Here is a 21,115-nt window from a genome sequence, read left to right on the forward strand (position 1 = left end):
TCAGCTGAGACCGACTCAGATGTCGAGGAAGCGAACGTCCTTGGCGTTGCGCTGGATGAACGAGCGGCGTGCCTCGACGTCCTCGCCCATCAGCACCGAGAACAGGTCGTCGGCCTGCGCGGCGTCGTCCAGGGTGACCTGGCCGAGCACGCGGTGCTCGACGTCCATGGTGGTGACGCGCAGCTCCTCGGCGTTCATCTCGCCGAGGCCCTTGAAGCGCTGGATCGAGTCTTCCCTGATCCGCTTGCCGCTCTGCTTGCCCAGCTCGACGAGCGCGTCCCGCTCCCGGTCCGAGTACGCGTACTCGAAGTCGTCCCGGCCCCACTTGATCTTGTAGAGCGGCGGACGGGAGAGGTAGACGTGACCGGCCTCGACCAGCGGCCGCATGAAGCGGAAGAGGAAGGTCAGCAGCAGGGTGTTGATGTGCTGGCCGTCGACGTCGGCGTCCGCCATAAGAATGATCTTGTGATAGCGGAGCTTCTCGATGTCGAAGTCCTCGTGGACCCCGGTGCCGAAGGCCGAGATCAGCGCCTGGACCTCGGTGTTCTGCAGGATCTTGTCGATCCTGGCCTTCTCGACGTTCAGGATCTTGCCGCGGATCGGCAGGATGGCCTGGTACATCGGGTTGCGGCCGGACTTGGCCGAGCCGCCGGCGGAGTCACCCTCGACGATGAAGATCTCGCACTTGGAGGGGTCGTTCGACTGGCAGTCGGAGAGCTTGCCCGGCAGCGACGCCGACTCCAGGAGGCCCTTGCGACGGGTCAGGTCGCGCGCCTTGCGGGCGGCCACACGCGCGGTGGCGGCCTGGATCGACTTGCGGACGATGTCCGCGGCCTCGATCGGGTTGCGGTCCAGCCAGTCGTTGAGGTGCTCGTAGACCGCCCTCTGGACGAAGGTCTTCACCTCGGTGTTGCCCAGCTTGGTCTTGGTCTGGCCCTCGAACTGCGGCTCGCTCAGCTTGACCGAGATGATCGCGGTCAGACCCTCGCGGATGTCGTCACCCGTGAGGTTGTCGTCCTTCTCGCGGAGGTGCTTCTTGTCGCGCGCGTACTTGTTGATCAGCGAGGTCAGCGCCGCCCGGAAGCCCTCCTCGTGCGTGCCGCCCTCGTGGGTGTGGATGATGTTGGCGAAGGAGTACACGCCCTCGGTGTAGCCGCTGTTCCACTGCATCGCGACCTCGAGGGACAGGCTCTTCTCCTTGTCCTCCGCCTCCAGGTCGATCACGGTGGGGTGGATCAGCTCGCCCTTGCGCGAGTTGAGGTACTTCACGAAGTCGACGATGCCGCCCTCGTAGTGGTACTTCACCGTGCGCGCGGTGGGCTCGGCGGCCTCGGCCTCCGGGTCGTCGGCGCCGACCGTGGCCTTGGCCGACTCGCGCTCGTCCGTGAGCGTCAGGGTGAGGCCCTTGTTGAGGAAGGCCATCTCCTGGAAGCGGCGCGCGAGCGTCTCGAAGGAGTACTCGGTGGTCTCGAAGATGTCCGGGTCGGCCCAGAAGGTGACCGAGGTGCCGGTCTCGTCGGTCGCCTCGTGCTGGGCGAGCGGGGCGGTCGGGACGCCCATCTTGTAGTCCTGCGTCCAGCGGTGACCGTCCGTCTTGATCTCGACGGAGATCTTGGTGGACAGGGCGTTCACGACGGACACACCGACACCGTGCAGACCGCCGGAGACGGCGTAGCCGCCGCCGCCGAACTTGCCGCCCGCGTGCAGGACGGTCAGGACGACCTCGACGGCGGGCTTGCCCTCGGAGGCGACGATGCCCACCGGGATGCCGCGGCCGTTGTCGATGACGCGTACGCCGCCGTCGGGCAGGATCGTCACGTCGATGGTGTCGGCGTGGCCGGCCAGGGCTTCGTCGACCGAGTTGTCGACGACCTCCTGCACCATGTGGTGCAGACCGCGCTCTCCGGTCGAGCCGATGTACATGCCAGGGCGCTTGCGCACGGCATCCAGGCCTTCGAGGACCTGGATATTGCTGGCGGTGTACTGGTTGTTCTCGTTGGGGTTGCCGGAATCGGCCACGAAGCGCCCTTTCTGGCACAGCACAAGCCGTTCTCCGGGCATACGGGAGCGGCTGCGTCGTTCGACATGTTCCGCAGGGTGGCGGGATTGTCTCCCAGTCTACCGGTAGCGCTGACACTCATGGGGGTTTGCCGGTCCCTGAGTCCGCATGTGCCGCCCTGAGCGGGAGCGAGACGACTCCCCATATCCGGACAGGGGCTCCAGAGCCCCCTGACGGCCACCCAGCGCTTCGGGTCGTAGCGCGTAGTGGGCGTCGGGTCCGCCCGCGTCACGACCGCCGGGTGCACCGCCTCGCGGGCACGCGTTCCGCCGGGGCGGAACGGGCGGGCACGACGGCGTCGCGCGGCGTCCTCGGCTCGGACCCGCGGCCTCGGGGACCCGCCCCGCGGAAGTTACCCGTACGTATCCCCAGGTCCCACGGACCCGGGCGCCCGCAGCGGCCCGTAGCCCCGACGCGGAGCCCCCGGACCCAGCACCTTGATCACCCGCACCGTGCCGTGACCGAGGTCCTCGTTGAGCCGGGCCACGAGCCGGGGCGCGAGGAGGCGCAGCTGCGTCGCCCAGGCCGTCGAGTCGCACTGCACGGTGAGCACACGCGCGTCAGGCTCGTCGTCGTACTTCAGCGGTACGCAGTGCTTCGCCAGGTCCTCGCCGACGATCTGCGGCCAGCGGCCCATCACTCCACCGACGGCCGCCGGCGTCTCCCAGCCCCGCTCGGTGATCAGCCGGTTGATCGCCGCGCCGAGCGCCATGGGGTCGCGTCCGTCGGCGCGCGCGCCGGAGCGCAGGCCGCCGCCGCGCCGGGCCTGCTTCTTCTGCTGGGCCGCCGCGCCCTTGGCCTTCGCCTGTTCCTTGGCCGCGCGCAGCGCGACCCGCGCGAGATCGACGCCGGAGGCCTCGGGGACGGCGGGAGCCGAAGGCGTGTCCACAGGCTGTGGAAGCTTTTCGTCGCTCATGCCCGCTCCACCGTCCCGTCGGCCACCGTGTACCGCGTCCCCGCGAGGACCCCCGGCACGTCGTCGTCCACGGCCGCCGTCACGAGGACCTGCTCGCCGCCCGCCACCAGCTCCGCGAGCCGCTCGCGGCGGCGCGCGTCCAGCTCGGCGAAGACGTCGTCGAGGACGAGGACCGGCTCGTTGCCCTCGGAGCGCAGCAGGTCGTACGAGGCGAGCCGCAGCGCCAGCGCGTACGACCAGGACTCGCCATGGCTGGCGTACCCCTTCGCGGGCAGCTCGCCGAGCTTGAGGAGCAGTTCGTCCCGGTGCGGCCCGACCAGGGTGACGCCCCGCTCGATCTCCTGCTTGCGCACCTCGGCGAGCGCGGCGATCAGTTGTTCGTAGAGTTCCTCGCGCGTGTGTCCCGCGCCGGGCGCCGAGGGCCGGTACTCCAGCAGAATCGGTCCGCCGCCGGGCGCCAGCTGGTCGTACGCCTTGTCCGCGAGCGGCTGCAGGACGGCGATCAGATCGAGCCGCTGCGCGAGCAGCTCCGCGCCGGCCCGCGCCAGGTGCTGGTCCCAGACGTCCAGGGTGGACAGGTCCATGCCGCGTCCGCCGTGCCGCCGGGCCATCGCCGCGGACTTCAGGAGCGTGTTGCGCTGCTTGAGCACGCGGTCGTAGTCGGAGCGCACGCCGGCCATGCGGGGCGTGCGCGCCGTGATCAGCTCGTCGAGGAAGCGCCGGCGCTCGCCGGGGTCGCCCTTCACCAGGGAGAGGTCCTCCGGCGCGAACAGCACGGTCCGTACGATGCCGAGCACGTCACGCGGCCTGACCTGCGAGGACCTGTTGATACGGGCACGGTTGGCCCGGCCGGGGTTGAGTTCCAGCTCGATCAGCTGGGAGCGCTCGCCCTGGGTGACGGCGGCACGGATCACCGCGCGCTCCGCGCCCATCCGGACGAGCGGGGCGTCGGTGGAGACGCGATGGCTGGAGAGGGTCGCGAGATAGCCGACGGCCTCGACCAGATTGGTCTTGCCCTGGCCGTTGGCGCCCACGAAAGCGGTGACGCCCGGGTCGAGCGGGACCTCGACCCGGGCGTAGGAGCGAAAGTCGGCCAGCGACAGATGCGTGACGTGCATGGTGGTGCGCCGACCTTCCCCCGGCTGCTGTGCACCGCCGGGTGCACAGCCTGTGGATTACTTCTTGGACTCGACCGCGTGGCCACCGAACTGGTTGCGCAGCGCGGCGATCATCTTCATCTGCGGGGAGTCGTCCTGCCGCGAGGCGAACCGCGCGAACAGCGACGCGGTGATCGCCGGCAGCGGTACGGCGTTGTCGATGGCGGCCTCGACGGTCCACCGGCCCTCGCCGGAGTCCTGGGCGAAGCCGCGGAGCTGCTCCAGGTGCTCGTCCTCGTCCAGCGCGTTCACCGCGAGGTCGAGCAGCCAGGAACGGATGACCGTGCCCTCCTGCCAGGAGCGGAAGACCTCGCGCACGTCGGTGACGGAGTCGACCTTCTCCAGGAGCTCCCAGCCCTCGGCGTAGGCCTGCATCATCGCGTACTCGATGCCGTTGTGGACCATCTTCGCGAAGTGGCCGGCGCCGACCTTGCCCGCGTGGACGGAGCCGAACTCGCCCTCGGGCTTGAGCGCGTCGAAGATCGGCTGGACCCGCGCCACGTTCTCGGCGTCGCCGCCGTACATCAGCGCGTAGCCGTTCTCCAGGCCCCAGACGCCGCCGGAGACGCCGCAGTCGACGAAGCCGATGCCCTTGGCCGCCAGCTCCTCGGCGTGCTTCTCGTCGTCCGTCCAGCGCGAGTTCCCGCCGTCCACGACGATGTCGCCGGGGGAGAGCAGGGCACCGAGCTCGTCGATGGTGGACTGGGTCGCGGCACCGGCCGGGACCATGACCCACACGACGCGGGGCCCCTTGAGCTTGCCCACAAGCTCTTCGAGGCTGTGGACATCGGCGAGGTCCGGGTTGCGGTCGTATCCGATGACGGTGTGGCCTGCGCGGCGGATGCGCTCACGCATGTTGCCGCCCATCTTGCCGAGACCGACGAGACCGAGCTCCATCAGAGATTCCTTAAGCGTCGTGTGCGGTTTACCCGGGTCCGAGCCTACGCCGGGACCCGGGTGCACACCTGTGGGGTCAGCCGCTCAGTCGACGGCCGCCCCGAAGGCTCATCCGGGGAGCCGGACCGGCATCCTGTGCCCTCCCGGAGGACGACCCCCGGACCCCCGGCAGGAACCGCGGGCGTCAGCCGCTCAGCCGCACCGGCATGATCAGGTACTTGTAGGCCTCGTCCGCCTCGGCGTCCACGCCCGGCTTGCCGCTCAGCAGCGCCGGCTTCGTGGAGGTCGTGAAGGAGAGCTGGGCGACCGGGGAGTCGATCGCGCTCAGGCCGTCCAGGAGGAAGGTCGGGTTGAAGGCGATCGAGATGTCGTCGCCCTCCAGCTGCGCGTCGACCCGCTCCACAGCCTGTGCGTCGTCGCTGGAGCCCGCCTCCAGGATCAGCACGCCCTGCTCGAAGCTCAGCCGGACCGGGGTGTTGCGCTCGGCCACCAGGGCCACGCGCTTGACGGCCTCGACGAACGGAGCGGTCTCGATCACCGCGACCGAGTTGAACTCGGTGGGGAAGAGCGTCCGGTACTTCGGCAGGTCGCCTTCGAGCAGCCGGGTGGTGGTGCGGCGGCCCGCGCCCTCGAAGCCGATGAGGCCCTCGCCCTTGCCGGAGCCCGAGAGCGCCAGGGTGACGGTGTCGCCGCTGGTGAGCGCCTTGGCGGTGTCCAGGAGCGTCTTCGCGGGCACCAGGGCGACCGCGGAGGCGTCCGGGGACTCCGGCTTCCACAGGAACTCGCGGACCGCGAAGCGGTAGCGGTCGGTGGAGGCCAGGGTGACCGTGTCGCCCTCGATCTCGATGCGCACACCGGTGAGGACGGGCAGCGTGTCGTCACGGCCGGCGGCGATCGCCACCTGCGCGGCGGCGGAGGCGAAGACCTCACCGGGGACGGTGCCGGTCGCGGTGGGCATCTCCGGCAGCGCCGGGTACTCCTCCACCGGCAGGGTGTGGAGGGTGAAGCGGGAGGAGCCGCAGACCACGGTCGCCCGTACACCGTCTGTGGAGATCTCCACGGGACGGTTGGGGAGGGCGCGGCAGATGTCGGCGAGCAGGCGGCCGGAGACCAGGACGGTGCCGTCCTCCTCGACCTCCGCCTCGACGGAGACGCGGGCCGAGACCTCGTAGTCGAAGCTCGAGAAGCTCAGGGCGCCGTCCTCGGCCTTCAGCAGAAGGCCCGCGAGCACGGGCGCCGGCGGACGGGCCGGAAGGCTGCGGGCCACCCAGGCCACCGCCTCCGCGAGTACATCGCGCTCCACCCGGATCTTCACCGGAACCGCCTCCTGCTGTTGCTGGCTCTTCGTCGACTGCGGGAACCAGTCTGACGTACGCCGCCGACACTCGTCGCTGCTCGGGGTCAAGTCGCGACGAGAGGGCGTCGGAGCTCCGGCGCCGAGTTGTGCACAGGTCCCACTTCGAAGCGGATTCCGGGCTAACTCTATGTGGGAGTAGTAGTAGGGCCTGTGGAAACGGTGGATAACGCCATCTGCGCAGGTCAGACCCGTTTTTTTGTCCACCGCGCCTGTGGGTGGAGCCGGTGGACAACTGGGGTTCTCTGTGGACACCCGAAAGTTCTGCACACCCGGTACACAGGCCATGGGGAGTTCTCCCCAGCGCTGTCCCCAGCTTTACCCACGTTCCCCACAGCCCAACCGTCCTCCTTGGTGTGACCGCTTTCACTCGACGCGGTGAGAGGGGGTGATTCGTTGCCGAACAGTGGACAGGGGTGTGGAGAAGCTGTGGGCAACGGACCCGGCCCTGTGGGCAGCCAGTGGACAACCGTCGGCGCCTCCTGTGGACGAAACTTTCATCCACAGCCTGTGGAGATCTTTTACCAACAATTCCACAAGTGCCTGACCTGGGGTGATGATCTGTCACCAAGCCTGCCTGTGGACACGATCCGGATAACTCGACAGTCCCCACCCTGTGGACGGGAGATCATCCCCCAATCTGTGGAGAACCCGCCACCGGAACGGAGTAATCGAACAGCCCGGCTGCCGCGCCGACCCCGTACACAGCTGTGCACAGTCCCGCGGGAGGGCTCCGGAGACGCCGAAGGGGCGCTCCGGGAGGTGTCCCGGAGCGCCCTTCGGAGGCCGCTGAGGCCGTGCGTCAGCCGTGCGCCGACCGTTCGCCGGCTGTGCGTCGGTCGCTGGTTGCCGGCCGTGGCTCGTCGCTGTGGGGTCAGCCGTTCTTGATGCGGTTGGTGAGTTCGGTGACCTGGTTGTAGATGGAGCGCCGCTCGGCCATCAGCGCGCGGATCTTCCGGTCCGCGTGCATCACCGTCGTATGGTCACGGCCGCCGAACTGCGCGCCGATCTTCGGCAGCGACAGGTCCGTGAGCTCGCGGCACAGGTACATGGCGATCTGCCGGGCCGTCACCAGGACTCGGCTGCGCGAGGATCCGCAGAGGTCCTCCACCGTGAGGCCGAAGTAGTCCGCCGTGGCCGCCATGATCGCCGGGGCCGTGATCTCCGGTGACGAGTCCTCGCCGCCCGGGATGAGGTCCTTGAGGACGATCTCGGTGAGTCCCAGGTCCACCGGCTGCCGGTTGAGGCTGGCGAAGGCCGTCACCCGGATCAGCGCGCCCTCCAGCTCACGGATGTTCCGCGAGATCCGGGAGGCGATGAACTCCAGCACCTCCGGCGGGGCGTTGAGCTGCTCCTGCACCGCCTTCTTGCGGAGGATCGCGATGCGCGTCTCCAGCTCGGGCGGCTGCACATCGGTGGTGAGGCCCCACTCGAAGCGGTTGCGCAGGCGGTCCTCCAGGGTCACCAGCTGCTTGGGCGGCCGGTCCGAGGAGAGCACGATCTGCTTGTTCGCGTTGTGCAGGGTGTTGAAGGTGTGGAAGAACTCCTCCTGCGTCGACTCCTTGCTCGCGAGGAACTGGATGTCGTCGACGAGAAGGATGTCCACATCGCGGTAGCGCTTGCGGAAGGCGTCGCCCTTGCCGTCGCGGATCGAGTTGATGAACTCGTTCGTGAACTCCTCGGAACTCACGTACCGCACGCGCGTGCCGGGGTAGAGGCTCCGCGCGTAGTGTCCGATCGCGTGCAGCAGGTGGGTCTTGCCGAGACCCGACTCGCCGTAGATGAAGAGCGGGTTGTACGCCTTCGCCGGCGCCTCGGCGACCGCGACGGCGGCCGCGTGCGCGAAGCGGTTCGAGGAACCGATGACGAAGGTGTCGAAGAGGTACTTGGGGTTCAGCCGCGCGTGCTGCTCGCCGGGAGCGCCGGAGCCCTGCGCGGAGGACGGGGAACCGTGGCCGCCGCCCGGCACACCCCCGGGGCCGCCGGGGCGGGGACCGGGACGGCCCCCGTGGTTCTGCGGCTCGGGCAGCTCGCCGCGCTCGGGCCGCTGCGACTCGTAACCCCGGGGCGGCTCGTCGTAACGCGACTGCCGGGGCTGCTCGGGACCGGTGTACGGAGCCCGCTCCTGGTAGCCGCCCATCCGGGGCTGCTGCCAGGACAGGTCCTCCTGGGTACGCGGCCAGGCGCCGGGGTCGGGCCGCTGCTGCGTGTAGTCGGGGTACGCGGGGCGCGCGGTGGGCAGTCCGTCGTCGGGCATCGGCCGGTGGCCGTACCCCTCGTACTTCTCGTACGGCTCGGGCTGCGCGCGCTCGTCGTACCGGGACTGCTGCTGGACGGGGGGCGCCGGCGGCGTCGGCTCGCCGACGGAGTCGTCCACGGTGATCGCGATCCGGATCGGACGGCCGCACTCACGGCTCAGCGTCTCGCTGATCAACGGAGCGAGCCGGCCTTCGAGGACGCGCTTGCCCCACTCGTTGGGCACGGCGAGCAGCGCGGTGTCCGCGACCAGGGCCAGGGGCTGGCAGCGCTCGATCCACTGCTTGTCCTTCGGCTCGATCCCCTGCTGACCCTCGGCGAGGAGGTGCTCGAGGACGCGTGGCCAGACTGCGGCAAGATCGGCAGGAACGTCAGCCACAGGGCACGCTTTCTCGCAGGTCCCACGATGGTGTGGTTCTCGGGGGACGGTGGGTCGGTGTCCGTGAGGACGGGTCCAGGAGGACAGGTGGGACAGAACGGAAAAGAATGTGGAGTCCGTCCACGGTAGTCGCGGCGGCTGACGTGGTTCAAGTTGTTGTCCACAGCCTGTGCACAATGGGGGGCGGCGACAGGTCGGTTTGACCGGATGGCGTAGCCGCGCGTACCGTAACCAGGTCGAGTTGTCGATGGCTGCTGCCGCCTGCCTCCGATGGGCAAAGATCACGGTCTGTGATCGTGAAGCGGTGCACTCGGGCGTATTGCGAGCTACTCGTGGGCGCACGGTGACAGCCAGGCGATGTCCCGCCATCTACGAATCATTTCTGGAGCCCCCGAGTGAGCAAGCGCACCTTCCAGCCGAACAACCGTCGTCGCGCCAAGACCCACGGCTTCCGCCTGCGGATGCGGACGCGTGCCGGTCGCGCCATCCTTGCGAACCGCCGTTCCAAGGGTCGCTCGGCGCTGTCCGCCTGATCCGCTTAAACAGGTCATGACGTGCTGCCTACCGAGAATCGGCTGAGGCGGCGCGAGGACTTCGCAACCGCGGTACGCCGAGGTCGCCGGGCCGGTCGCCCGCTCCTCGTCGTCCACCTACGCAGCGGTGCAACGAACCCGCACGCGCCTGGGGAGAGCGCTTCCCCGGCACGTGCGGGTTTCGTCGTGAGCAAGGCCGTGGGCGGCGCGGTCGTGCGCAACCAGGTCAAGCGTCGCCTCCGCCATCTCGTCCGCGACCGGCTCTCCGAGCTGCCCCCCGGTAGCCTGGTGGTCGTACGGGCGTTGCCCGGAGCCGGCGACGCCGACCACGCACAGCTGGCCCGAGACCTGGACGCCGCTCTCCAGCGGCTGCTGGGAGGGGGCACGCGATGAAGTACCCGCTGCTGGCTCTCATCAAGCTGTACCAGTGGACGATCAGCCCACTCCTGGGCCCCGTCTGCCGGTACTACCCGTCGTGTTCCCACTACGGATTCACGGCCATCGACCGGCATGGCGCGATCAAGGGCACGGCCCTGACCGCCTGGCGCATCCTGCGGTGCAATCCGTGGTCGCCCGGTGGTGTGGACCACGTCCCCCCGCGTAAGCGCCCCCGCTGGCACGAAATGCTGAGGAACGCGCTGCGCGGCGACAAGGGCGGGTCCACCGCCGAGACGAGCCCGGCCGCAGAGACCTCGCCCAATGCTCAAGGAGCCTGATTAGTGGACACGATTGCCAGTCTGTTCAGCTTCATCACCACACCTGTCTCATGGGTGATCGTCCAGTTCCATAAACTGTTCGGGGCGATCTTCGGTCCTGACACGGGCTGGGCCTGGGGCCTGTCGATCATGTGCCTGGTGGTGCTGATCCGTATCTGTCTGATTCCGCTGTTCGTCAAGCAGATCAAGTCGACGCGGAACATGCAGGCGCTCCAGCCGAAGATGAAGGCGATCCAGGAGCGCTACAAGAGCGACAAGCAGCGTCAGTCCGAAGAGATGATGAAGCTGTACAAGGAGACGGGTACCAACCCGCTCTCCTCGTGCCTGCCCATCCTTGCGCAGTCGCCCTTCTTCTTCGCGCTGTACCACGTGCTCTCCAACATCGCCGAGGGCGACACCGTCGGTGTCATCAACCAGTCGCTGCTCGACAGCGCGCGGCAGGCGCACATCTTCGGCGCCCCGCTGGCCTCGAAGTTCACGGACAGCGCCGCCGATGTCGCCGCTCTCGACGCTTCGATCACCTCGGTCCGCATCGTCACCGCGATCATGATCATCATGATGTCGGCCTCGCAGTTCTTCACCCAGCGCCAGCTGATGATGAAGAACGTCGACCTCTCGGTGAAGACCCCGTACATGCAGCAGCAGAAGATGCTCATGTACATCTTCCCGGTGATCTTCGCCGTCATGGGCATCAACTTCCCCGTCGGTGTCCTCGTCTACTGGCTGACCACCAACGTGTGGACCATGGGCCAGCAGATGTACGTGATCAACCAGAACCCGACGCCGGGCAGCAAGGCGCAGGACTCCTACCTCCAGCGCCTGCTGAAGAGCATCACCACCCACGGCGAGGTCCGCGGTCGTCGCCGCAAGGCCATCGTCAAGGTGATCGTCGCCAAGGGCAGCGACCGCAACGAGAACGAGCGCCGCTTCTTCACGGGTCTCGCCAAGGCGGGCTTCGCCCCCCAGGCCGACGGCACCGTGATCAAGAGCGACACCATCGCCGCCGAGGCCGAGGGCGGAGCCGCCGCCAGGCGTCAGCAGCCCAAGCGCCAGACCAAGGCCCAGCGTCAGGCCGCCGCGGCCCAGGCCGCGGTCAAGGACACCGAGGAAATCTCCGAGCCGGCCGCCGTCGAGGCGACCACCTCGCTCGAGAAGAAGCCCCAGGGTCCGGCCAAGACCGCCGCGAAGGGCGAGCCGAAGGACGAGGCGGGAGACAAGCCCGCGCGTCCGAGCCGTGCCAACTCCGGAGGCTCCCGTCAGGGCAAGTCCGGTCAGCGCAAGGGCCAGCAGCGGCCCAAGCACCCGTCCTCCAAGAAGTAAGCCTCGCCGAAGCAAGAAGGAGTCCATCCGTGACGGAAGGCACCACCTCCGCCGCCGCCGAGGGTGGCGACACCCTGACCCGCCTTGAGCAGGAGGGTGAGATCGCGGCCGACTACCTCGAGGGTCTGCTCGACATCGCCGACCTCGACGGCGACATCGACATGGACGTCGAGGCGGACCGGGCCGCGGTCTCGATCATCAGCGACTCCAGCAGCCGTGAGCTGCAGAAGCTCGTGGGCCGCGACGGCGAGGTCCTGGAGGCCCTCCAGGAGCTGACGCGCCTGGCCGTGCACCGGGAGACCGGTGACCGCAGCCGTCTGATGCTCGACATCGCCGGTTTCCGTGCCCAGAAGCGCACCGAGCTCGCCGAGCTGGGCGCCAAGGCCGCGATCGAGGTGAAGTCCACCGGCCAGCCGGTCAAGCTGGACCCGATGACGCCGTTCGAGCGCAAGGTCGTCCACGACGCGATCGCCGCCGCCGGTCTGCGCAGCGAGTCCGAGGGCGAGGAGCCGCAGCGCTTCGTCGTCGTGCTCCCGGCCTGAACCCTCACGTAGTGTCGGCCCCGTCTGTTCGCAGGCGGGGCCGATCTTTGTCAGCCTGATAGTCAGCCACCACAGTGCGCTCGCACGCGAAGCGTGCGGTACGGAAGGACGGTTCCCGTGACGGAGGCAGCGGAGCTCCCCGAGGCTCCGGAGCAGGCGCGGACAGTCTTCGGTGAGTACTTCCCGGAGGCCGTGCGGTATGCCGAGCTCCTCGCTGACGCGGGTGTGAAGCGGGGTCTGATCGGCCCCCGCGAGGTCCCGCGGCTCTGGGAGCGCCACCTGCTGAACTGTGCTGTCCTCTCGGAGGTCGTCCCCGAGGGCGTCACCGTCTGCGACGTGGGCTCGGGCGCCGGCCTTCCTGGTATCCCCCTGGCACTGGTCCGGCCCGACCTGAAGATCACGCTCCTGGAGCCGCTTCTCCGTCGGACGAACTTCCTCCAGGAGGTCGTCGAGCTGCTCGGACTCCATCATGTGACCGTGGTCCGGGGACGTGCGGAGGAGATGCTCGGCAAGATCACGCCCGTGCACGTGGTGACCGCTCGCGCGGTGGCGCCGCTGGACCGGCTGGCCGGCTGGGGCGTCCCCCTGCTGCGTCCGTACGGGGAGATGCTGGCGCTCAAGGGCGATACCGCGGAGGAGGAGATCGTGGGTGCTCGTGCCGCGCTCTCCCGCCTCGGTGTGGTGGAGACCTCGGTGCTTCACGTGGGTGAGGGGATCGTCGATCCGCTGTCCACCGTCGTCCGGGTAGAGGTCGGCGAGAGCCCGGGTGGTGTGCGGTTCGCGGCGAAGCGGGCCAAGGCCGCCCGGACGAGCAAGACCCGCCGACGCCGCTGACTGTCGCATACGTACCATTTCGGAGTGTCGAACGGCCCCGGGCGGGCAGCAGGGGCATGGTGTTTCACGTGAAACGTCGCTCACTGCTGCAGGGGATCATCAGCCGCGGTCGCGCGGCCGCCACGCCCCGGGACCGTCGACCCCGTGTGAAGCCACCCGCGCGGGTTACGGAGATGTCCACAGAGGTGGATTCACCCACAGAACCACCGGCCTCGCTGGTTCGCGACCCCGAAAGCATGGCAGGCTCTCCCCATCGCGAGCCTGAAGCCGAGGAGAGTGAATCCTTGCGGTCCGACGCCAACATCGCGGGACCGATGACCGATCCGGTCCCCGGTCCCCGAACCGAATCGGTGGGGGAGGATGTTTCACGTGAAACACCGCCCCCGATGGACGACACCCCCATTGGTCGTGCTGCCCAGCTGGCAGTAGAAGCCTTGGGTCGTGCCGGTGAGGGACTTCCCCGCCCGGCGCAGACTCGCGTGATGGTGGTCGCCAATCAGAAGGGCGGCGTGGGCAAGACGACCACGACGGTCAACCTTGCCGCGTCCCTGGCCCTCCACGGTGCCCGGGTCCTGGTCATCGACCTGGACCCGCAGGGCAACGCCTCCACGGCACTGGGTATCGACCACCACGCCGAGGTCCCCTCGATCTACGACGTCCTCGTCGACAGCAAACCGCTCTCCGATGTGGTGCAGCCGGTCATGGACGTCGAGGGCCTCTTCTGTGCCCCCGCCACCATCGACCTCGCTGGCGCGGAGATCGAGCTGGTGTCGCTGGTGGCGCGAGAGAGCCGGCTGCAGCGGGCGATCCAGGCCTACGAGCAGCCGCTGGACTACATCCTGATCGACTGCCCGCCGTCGCTCGGTCTGCTCACGGTCAACGCCATGGTGGCCGGAGCCGAGGTACTGATCCCGATCCAGTGCGAGTACTACGCGCTGGAGGGGCTCGGACAGCTCCTGAGGAACGTCGACCTGGTCCGGGGGCACCTCAACCCGGCGCTCCATGTGTCGACGATCCTGCTCACCATGTACGACGGCCGGACGAGGCTCGCCTCCCAGGTCGCCGACGAGGTCCGCACCCACTTCGCCGAGGAGGTGCTGCGGACCAGCATTCCGAGGTCCGTCCGTATCTCGGAGGCCCCGAGCTATGGGCAGACGGTGCTCACCTACGACCCGGGCTCCAGCGGTGCCCTGTCGTATCTCGAAGCGGCTCGTGAGATCGCCCTGCGGGGGGCCGCCGTGCACTACGACCCGCAGCACGCCCATGTAGGGCACCAGAACAACCAGCGCAGCATGTCGGAGGGGATCCAGTGAGTGAGCGACGTAGGGGATTGGGGCGTGGGCTCGGTGCGCTGATTCCCGCTGCTCCCCAGGAACGACAGACGCCGACCGCCGGCGTCGGAGCGGGTGTGGCCTCCCCCGGCGTGGCCCCCGCCCCGCCCTCGGGCCGAGGGGTCGCGGCGGCGAAGCTGGCGACGCTGCCGCAGAGCGCGCAGTCGCCGGAGTCCACGCCCTCGTGGAACGCAGTCGAGGCGGTGTCGCGGCCGGAACCTCCGGCCGGTGCCTACTTCACTGAGCTTCCGCTCGACGCCATCGTTCCCAACCGGCACCAGCCGCGTGAGGTCTTCGACGAGGACGCTCTGGCGGAGCTCGTCATCTCCGTCAAGGAGGTGGGCCTGCTCCAGCCGGTGGTCGTGCGCAAGGTGGAGGACGAGCGCTACGAGCTCGTCATGGGTGAGCGTCGCCTGCGGGCGTCGAAGGCGGCCGGTCTTGAGCGGATCCCCGCGATCGTCCGGGACACCGACGACGAGAAGATGCTCCTGGACGCACTGCTGGAGAACCTTCACCGTGCCCAGCTGAACGCGATCGAAGAGGCGCACGCCTACGAGCAGTTGCTCAAGGACTTCGGCTGCACTCATGACCAGCTCGCGGAGCGGATCGGGCGGTCGCGCCCGCAGATCTCCAACACGCTGCGTCTTCTGCGGCTCTCGCCGCCGGTGCAGCGGAGGGTCGCCGCGGGAGTGCTGTCCGCCGGGCACGCGCGCGCCCTGCTCGGTGTGGAGGACCCGGAATCCCAGGACAAGCTGGCGTACCGGATCGTCTCCGAGGGCCTGTCGGTGCGGTCCGTCGAGGAGATCGTGAGTCTCATGGGCTCCGAGGAGCCCGTCGGTACGGTCAAGCCGAAGGGTCCGCGCGCCGGCGGCCGTGTCTCGCCCGCGCTGACGGAACTGGCCTCCCGGCTCTCGGACCGGTTCGAGACCCGGGTGAAGGTCGACCTGGGGCAGAAGAAGGGCAAGATCGTCGTCGAGTTCGCCTCGATGGAGGACCTGGAGCGGATCCTCTCGACGCTGGCTCCCGGCGAGGGCCGGGTCATGGACCAGAAGAACGCCGAACAGAGCACGGAGGGCTGAGCCTTCCCGCTGTAGGTGAGGCCGCCCAGGGGCGGGTCCTGCTCCGGTCTTCACCGGAACGCGGCCCGCCCTTTGCCTGTGAGCGCTGTCCCCCCGATCGCCTGATCGATACGATTCCAAGAGGCGTATCCGTACTCGATGGCGAGGGAAGTGAGGAGCGGCTGTGGGGCGTCGGCTCGTACCGCTCACGCTGGACAACCTTCCGGACCTGCCCCAACGGTGTCGCTCCTGCGTCTTCTGGGAGCTGGACCCGGTCAGCGGAGAGGCCGCGGTGAAGGCCGGGCGGCCGGAGCTGGAGAAGGAAGCCTGGATCTCCGGCGTTCTGCTGGAATGGGGATCCTGCGGCAGGGTCGTCTATGTCGACGACGTTCCGGTCGGCTATGTGCTCTACGCTCCCCCGGCCTATGTGCCGCGCTCGACGGCCTTTCCGACGAGTCCCGTGGCCGCCGATGCCGCTCAGCTGATGACCGCCTGGATCATGCCCGGCTACCAGGGTCAGGGGCTGGGCCGGGTCATGGTGCAGACGGTGGCGAAGGATCTGCTGCGACGGGGGTTCAAGGCCATCGAGGCGTTCGGAGACGCTCGGTGGAAGGAACCCGCCTGTGTGCTGCCGGTCGATCATCTGCTGGCGGTGGGCTTCAAGACGGTGCGGCCGCATCCGGCCTTTCCCCGACTGAGGTTGGAGCTGCGGACGACGCTCTCCTGGAAGGAGGACGTCGAGATGGCCCTGGACCGACTTCTCGGCGCCGTACAGAAGGAGCCTGTCCTGCGACCGCTCTAACCTGAGGAGACGAGAACGGCCCGCCCCCGGAAGGGGCGGGCCGTCTGGGTTCCAGCTCTGTGTGTTTCACGTGAAACAGCAGCTGTGTTTCACGTGAAACGGCGAGCGAGCGTCAGGCCTTGGTCGGCTCGACGAAGCCCTCAAGGTCGCGCAGGATGGCGGCCTTGGGCTTGGCGCCGACGATCGTCTTCACGACCTCGCCGCCCTGGTACACGTTCAGCGTCGGGATGGACATGACGCCGTACTTGGCGGCCGTGGCCGGGTTCTCGTCGATGTTGAGCTTCACGATCTCGATCTCGCCGTGCTCGGCGGCGATGGCCTCCAGCGACGGGGCGATCTGACGGCAGGGGCCGCACCAGGCCGCCCAGAAGTCCACCAGGACGGGCTTGTCGCTCTTGAGGACGTCGTCTTCGAAGGAAGCGTCGGTCACAGTCTTCAGGGCCACAGCGGCCTCCTTGATCTCGCGGGGTGTGGGTGGGGAGAGACGGGGGTCAGACCGCGGGGGTCTCGGCCAGCTTCTCGCTGTCGGCGAGGGCGGCCAGGAAACGCTCGGCGTCGAGCGCGGCGGAGCAGCCGGTGCCGGCGGCCGTGATGGCCTGGCGGTAGGTGTGGTCGACGACATCGCCGGCGCCGAAGACACCGGTGAGGTTCGTCCGCGTCGACGGGGCGGCCACCTTGAGGTAGCCCTCCTCGTCGAGCTCCAGCTGGCCCTTGAAGAGCTCGGTCCGCGGGTCGTGGCCCACAGCGATGAAGAGGCCCGTGACGGGAAGCTGGCGGGTCTCGCCGGTCTTCGTGTCACGCAGGGTCAGTCCGCTGAGCTTCTGCTCGCCGTGGATCTCGGTGACCTCGCTGTCCCAGGCGAACGAGATCTTCGGGTCGGCGAAGGCACGCTGCTGCATGGCCTTCGAGGCACGGAGGGTGTCGCGGCGGTGGACGATGGTGACGGACTTGGCGAAGCGGGAGAGGAAGGTGGCCTCCTCGATCGCGGTGTCGCCGCCGCCGACGACGGCGATGTCCTGGTCCTTGAAGAAGAACCCGTCGCAGGTGGCGCACCAGGAGACACCGCGGCCGGAGAGCGTGTCCTCGTTCGGGAGGCCGAGCTTGCGGTGCTGGGAGCCCGTGGTGACGATGACGGCCTTGGCGCGGTGCACGGTGCCGGCGGTGTCGGTGACGGTCTTGATCTCGCCGGTGAGGTCCACGGCGATGACATCGTCCGGGACCAGCTCGGCGCCGAAGCGCTCGGCCTGGGCCCGCATGTTGTCCATCAGGTCCGGGCCCATGATGCCGTCACGGAAGCCGGGGAAGTTCTCGACCTCGGTCGTGTTCATCAGTGCGCCACCCGCGGTGACGGCACCTTCGAAGACCAGAGGGTTCAGCGACGCTCGGGCGGTGTAGAGCGCTGCGGTGTAACCCGCGGGCCCCGAGCCGATAATGATCACGTTACGGACGTCGCTCACGGGTTTCTTCCTCGTCTCTGCAGACTGCCACTGCCTACGGGGGCGGTTGTCTCGGTCGCTCTCACCCCACCCAACGGATCCTAAGGGGCGTACATTCCCGGGACGGCCGCACGGCACCGCAGTAGGACGACGAGCGAGGTCAGGAGCGGGGATACGTCCGGCTGAACAGGAGATCGGCGGCTGGACTTCCGCCGGCCGTGGCCCGGTCGGCGCAGGAGGCGTCGAGCACATAGGCCTGGACCCGGGTGCTGTCCGCGGGATCGGGCAGCACGACCAGATACGCCGACTGCCCCTGGTACACGCCTCGCTCATGGCCGAGCACCGTGTCGGTGCGCCCCGTGCCGGCCAGGACACAGCCGGGGACGCCGCTGTCCCTGTTCCGCTGGGGGGTGGTGGTCTTCGTTTCGGCGGACATCGACTCGGGTCCGATTCCCTGGGGTGTCCTCAGGGTCCTGTCCTCGGCCAGGAGCGCGTGGACACGGTCCTCGACCGGAGCACCGGAGAAGGGGGTCAGCGTGGCTCCGGCGACCGTGTCGGCCTTCCGGGTGTCCGCGGCGTCGCCTCCGGCGGTCATGTTCCCTGCCTGGCTGAGGTAGAGGCTCGTTCCGAGCACGACGGCACCGAAAGCGGCGCCGAGCGTAGAGAGCAGCGCGATCCGGCGGCGGGGTCGCCTGGTCCGGGCGGGACCGGTGGAGGCGCCGGGACGTCCGGCGGGGCGGTCCGCGACGGGGGGCCGCGAGGGGGCGGCGGCCTTCTCGGACCGGGTGCGCGATGTTTCACGTGAAACGGGGGCGTCGCTCTCGCTCTCCGGCGTCGTGGCGTCGAGGAGGGCCTCGGCGGCGAGGGCGGCGTCGATGCGGCCGGCGATCTCAGCGGGCATGCGGGGCGGCCCGGGCAGGGTGCCCAGAAGGCCCCGGATCTCGTCCAGGGAGGTGCGTACATCGGCGCAGAGGGGGCAGGCGTCCAGATGGCGGCGCACGGCGGCGGAGCGGCTCGGGGAGAGCAGCCCCTCGGTCAGGTCGGAGATCTCCGAGACGTCCGGGTGCTGTGTCGTGTCGGCCTTGCCGGTCGTGGAAGTCACGCGCGCCCACCTCCGCCCTTCACAGCAGCTGGATCAGTCGGTCCGGAATCCGTAGGCCCCGGCACCGGTGGGACGGATGTCCCCGGCGTCCGGTTCCTTCCCCCCTCGGAGGCATCGTTACCCACGGTGTCGGCGCGCAGATGAGTGACCATCGGGAGCAGCCGTGCCCGCCCGCGCGCGCAGCGGCTCTTCACGGTGCCGGTGGGAACGCCGAGGATACGGGCCGCCTCCGCCACCGGGTATCCCTGCATGTCGACCAGGACGAGGGCGGCACGCTGGTCGGCGGGGATAGCTGCGAGTGCTGCGAGGACCTCCCGGTGGACATCCTGTCGTTCCACGGGTGCCTCGGCCGATTCGTGGGGTTCGAGGAGCTGCTCGAACCGGTCGGAGTCGTCGACGGGTGAGGTTCTGCGGGAGGCCGTCTTGCGGGCGCGGTCGAGACAGGCGTTCACCGTGATGCGGTGGAGCCAGGTGGTGACGGCCGACTGGCCGCGGAAGGTGTGGGCGGCCCGGAAGGCGGAGATCAGGGCGTCCTGGACGGCATCAGCGGCTTCCTCGCGGTCCCCCAGGGTCCGCAGGGCGACCGCCCACAGCCGGTCCCGATGGCGCCGCACGAGCTCACCGAAGGCGTCCGGATGCCCGGCGACGTGGAGCGCCAAGAGCTCCTGGTCGCCTGTGGCCCTGTCTATCGGATCGTCCAACGGTGAGCTCCCTCCCCGTGCGGTGGTCAGCCCATGATCTTGATCTCGGTCAGCTTGCCTCGGAAACCGCCGTCGCTGTCGGGCAGCTTCGTCAGCCAGACCAGAAGGTATCGGCTCGTGACGGGCTTGGTGGGTGTGAGCGTGACGTCGGTGCCGTCTCCGGACGCCTGCGTCGTGAACGCGTCGACCGATGAGGGCGTCTCCGATGCGTCGGAGGGCGCGGTGCGCAGCTCCACCGAGGTGTGCCCCACGAACGACAGCTCGACGGAGCTGATGTCCTGGGCCTTGCCCAGGTCGAGCATGATGCCCACACCGGATTTCAGATTGCCGAACTCGGCGCTGGCGTAGCTCACGGTGTGCCAGGACGTACTGGGGTCGCCGTCGTAGGCGTTCTCTATGACCTGGCCGTTCTCCGCGCCGTTGCCCAGCGGGTCGAAGTCCGCGGCGGACTCGATGGCGATCGGCTTGGGCGGCGGCGGCTTCTCGTCGGCCGTCGGCGTCGTCACCGGAGTCTTGGGGGTGGCCTCCTCGGCGAGGAGGCGGTCCGCGATCTGCCAGCTGCCCAGGCCGAGGGCGGCGATGAGAAGGGCGGAGACGGCCCACTTCAGTGCCGTGCCGGTGCGGCTCTGGAGCGGGGGCGGCGGCACGATCACCGGCTGGGTGATCGCCGGACGCTGCTGGGGGCGACCGTAGGTGCCCTGCTGGTACGTCGTGCGCTGGTACTCGGGGGGTGTGGCGAACTCCGGCTCCGGCGGCTTCACCCGAGGCATCGCGGCCACGGCCTTGGCCAACTCGTCCGGAGTGGTGCAGGGCGGTTCCTGGCGCGAGGCGGTGGCCCCGTCGTTGGCCAGGGCGCGCATGGCGATCTCGGAGAGGCCCCGGTGGACGCCGGCGCGGACCTGGTCGGGCGGGAGCAGGCCGACGCCCTTGGGCAGGCCGGAAAGCCCGTAGGCGTCGCTGTCGTACGGCCAGCGCTTGGTGAGGGCGGCGTACAGGAGTGCGCCGATCGCCTCGGTGTCGGTGCGCTGGGGACGCTCGGCGGTGATGCCGCGCAGGGCGGCGTTCACGGCCAGGCCGCGGATCCGGTACTGGCCGGTGGAACTGCGCAGGACGGCGCTCGGTGTGAGCCGGAGGTGCGCGAGGCCTTCGCGGTGGGCGGCGGCCATGGCCTGGGAGACCTGGCTGACGAGCTGGTAGGCGTCGTGGGCCTCCAGCGGGCCGAGCGCGAGCAGCGCGGTCAGCTCGGTGGAGTCCGGGAGCCACTCGTGCACGACGTACACGAGGTCGTTCTCCTCGACGGCGTCGAGGACCTGGACGAAGCGAGGGTCGCCGAGGAGGGCCGAGGAGCGGGCCGCGGCCAGGACCGAGCGGGCTCGGGGATGGTCCGCGGGCAGCAGATGGACCCCGACGGCACGCCGGAGTTTCTCGTCGACGGCACGCCAGCTGCTGAAGCCGTCCAGACGGGTGACGCACTCCTCCAGCCGGTAGCGCTTGGCCAACTTGTGGCCGCTGTGCAGTTCGGGAGCCGTGGGGGAGGGCTGTTCGCCGCTCTGTCGTTCGACCGCCTTCTTCTCCGTGGCCTCGGCGGTCTGCTCCGCCGCCTTCTGCTCTTCCGCCACCCCGTCGGTCGCGGCCGTGTCCGCCTTGGCGGTCAGCGGGTCGTCTCCGCTGTTGTCGGCCACGTCGACGGCAGCCGTGCTACGTTCCGCCACCGTCGTTCCT

The 21,115-nt window shown here is 69.1% G+C and carries 20 protein-coding genes; 9 read left to right on the forward strand and 11 right to left on the reverse strand.

Annotated elements, in window-relative coordinates; translation table 11 throughout:
- Positions 1-15 precede the first annotated feature (15 nt).
- From gyrB to dnaA, 6 genes are all read right to left on the reverse strand, one after another.
- Positions 16-2,043: a DNA topoisomerase (ATP-hydrolyzing) subunit B gene (gene gyrB, locus AMK29_RS12085; protein ID WP_073811630.1), complete on the reverse strand. Its 2,028-nt coding sequence runs from the start codon at positions 2,041-2,043 to the stop codon at positions 16-18.
- A 368-nt stretch (positions 2,044-2,411) separates the two neighbouring features.
- Positions 2,412-2,975 (reverse strand): DUF721 domain-containing protein, encoded by a 564-nt coding sequence (locus AMK29_RS12090; protein ID WP_073811632.1) that lies wholly within the window; start codon positions 2,973-2,975, stop codon positions 2,412-2,414.
- Positions 2,972-4,093: a DNA replication/repair protein RecF gene (recF, locus tag AMK29_RS12095; protein WP_073811635.1), complete on the reverse strand. Its 1,122-nt coding sequence runs from the start codon at positions 4,091-4,093 to the stop codon at positions 2,972-2,974. The genes AMK29_RS12090 and recF overlap by 4 nt, the downstream gene beginning before the upstream one ends.
- Positions 4,094-4,150: 57 nt before the next feature.
- Positions 4,151-5,029 carry a phosphogluconate dehydrogenase (NAD(+)-dependent, decarboxylating) gene (gene gnd / locus AMK29_RS12100; protein ID WP_073811638.1) on the reverse strand — a complete coding sequence of 293 codons (879 nt, stop codon included), beginning with the start codon at positions 5,027-5,029 and terminating at the stop codon, positions 4,151-4,153.
- A gap of 184 nt (positions 5,030-5,213) precedes the next feature.
- Positions 5,214-6,344 (reverse strand): DNA polymerase III subunit beta, encoded by a 1,131-nt coding sequence (gene dnaN, locus AMK29_RS12105; RefSeq protein ID WP_073811641.1) that lies wholly within the window; start codon positions 6,342-6,344, stop codon positions 5,214-5,216.
- 913 nt (positions 6,345-7,257) lie between these two features.
- Entirely contained in the window at positions 7,258-9,018 is a 1,761-nt protein-coding gene (dnaA, locus tag AMK29_RS12115; RefSeq protein ID WP_073811643.1) for a chromosomal replication initiator protein DnaA, read from the reverse strand.
- Between the two features lie 395 nt (positions 9,019-9,413).
- On the opposite strand from dnaA, the gene rpmH reads away from it, so the two are divergent.
- The 9 genes from rpmH to AMK29_RS12160 all read left to right on the forward strand — a co-directional run bounded on the left by rpmH (position 9,414) and on the right by AMK29_RS12160 (position 16,154).
- Positions 9,414-9,551, forward strand: a complete 138-nt coding sequence (rpmH, locus tag AMK29_RS12120) for a 50S ribosomal protein L34 (protein ID WP_007265229.1) — start codon at positions 9,414-9,416, stop codon at positions 9,549-9,551.
- A 21-nt stretch (positions 9,552-9,572) separates the two neighbouring features.
- The gene (gene rnpA / locus AMK29_RS12125; protein WP_073811646.1) at positions 9,573-9,944 is read left to right on the forward strand and encodes a ribonuclease P protein component; all 372 of its coding nucleotides are present in this window, start codon (positions 9,573-9,575) and stop codon (positions 9,942-9,944) included.
- A complete protein-coding gene (yidD, locus tag AMK29_RS12130) occupies positions 9,941-10,267 on the forward strand; it encodes a membrane protein insertion efficiency factor YidD (RefSeq protein ID WP_015034858.1) in 327 nt (108 codons plus the stop codon). Before rnpA ends, yidD begins: the two co-directional genes overlap by 4 nt.
- 3 nt (positions 10,268-10,270) lie before the next feature.
- Entirely contained in the window at positions 10,271-11,587 is a 1,317-nt protein-coding gene (yidC, locus tag AMK29_RS12135; RefSeq protein ID WP_073811649.1) for a membrane protein insertase YidC, read from the forward strand.
- 29 nt (positions 11,588-11,616) lie between these two features.
- Positions 11,617-12,129 carry a Jag family protein gene (locus AMK29_RS12140; RefSeq protein ID WP_073811652.1) on the forward strand — a complete coding sequence of 171 codons (513 nt, stop codon included), beginning with the start codon at positions 11,617-11,619 and terminating at the stop codon, positions 12,127-12,129.
- A gap of 117 nt (positions 12,130-12,246) precedes the next feature.
- Positions 12,247-12,963 (forward strand): 16S rRNA (guanine(527)-N(7))-methyltransferase RsmG, encoded by a 717-nt coding sequence (rsmG, locus tag AMK29_RS12145; RefSeq protein WP_073811654.1) that lies wholly within the window; start codon positions 12,247-12,249, stop codon positions 12,961-12,963.
- A 236-nt stretch (positions 12,964-13,199) separates the two neighbouring features.
- On the forward strand, positions 13,200-14,276 hold the full coding sequence (locus AMK29_RS12150; RefSeq protein ID WP_073811657.1) for a ParA family protein: 1,077 nt from the start codon (positions 13,200-13,202) through the stop codon (positions 14,274-14,276).
- On the forward strand, positions 14,273-15,373 hold the full coding sequence (locus AMK29_RS12155; RefSeq protein ID WP_073811660.1) for a ParB/RepB/Spo0J family partition protein: 1,101 nt from the start codon (positions 14,273-14,275) through the stop codon (positions 15,371-15,373). Before AMK29_RS12150 ends, AMK29_RS12155 begins: the two co-directional genes overlap by 4 nt.
- 163 nt (positions 15,374-15,536) lie before the next feature.
- The gene (locus AMK29_RS12160; RefSeq protein WP_073811663.1) at positions 15,537-16,154 is read left to right on the forward strand and encodes a GNAT family N-acetyltransferase; all 618 of its coding nucleotides are present in this window, start codon (positions 15,537-15,539) and stop codon (positions 16,152-16,154) included.
- A gap of 112 nt (positions 16,155-16,266) precedes the next feature.
- Here AMK29_RS12160 and trxA read toward each other — a convergent pair whose 3' ends face one another.
- From trxA to AMK29_RS12185, 5 genes are all read right to left on the reverse strand, one after another.
- Entirely contained in the window at positions 16,267-16,599 is a 333-nt protein-coding gene (trxA, locus tag AMK29_RS12165; protein ID WP_107422570.1) for a thioredoxin, read from the reverse strand.
- A gap of 46 nt (positions 16,600-16,645) precedes the next feature.
- A complete protein-coding gene (gene trxB, locus AMK29_RS12170; protein WP_073811665.1) occupies positions 16,646-17,611 on the reverse strand; it encodes a thioredoxin-disulfide reductase in 966 nt (321 codons plus the stop codon).
- 139 nt (positions 17,612-17,750) lie between these two features.
- Positions 17,751-18,692, reverse strand: coding sequence for a zf-HC2 domain-containing protein (locus AMK29_RS12175; protein WP_073811668.1), 942 nt, complete (start codon positions 18,690-18,692; stop codon positions 17,751-17,753).
- Positions 18,689-19,393, reverse strand: coding sequence for an RNA polymerase sigma factor SigM (gene sigM / locus AMK29_RS12180; protein WP_073811671.1), 705 nt, complete (start codon positions 19,391-19,393; stop codon positions 18,689-18,691). Before sigM ends, AMK29_RS12175 begins: the two co-directional genes overlap by 4 nt.
- Before the next feature lie 26 nt (positions 19,394-19,419).
- Complete coding sequence (locus tag AMK29_RS12185) at positions 19,420-21,105, reverse strand: protein kinase family protein (RefSeq protein WP_073811675.1); 1,686 nt, start codon at positions 21,103-21,105, stop codon at positions 19,420-19,422.
- Positions 21,106-21,115 lie beyond the last annotated feature (10 nt).

This window comes from Streptomyces sp. CB02261 (genome assembly GCF_001905665.1).
Classification (GTDB): domain Bacteria; phylum Actinomycetota; class Actinomycetes; order Streptomycetales; family Streptomycetaceae; genus Streptomyces.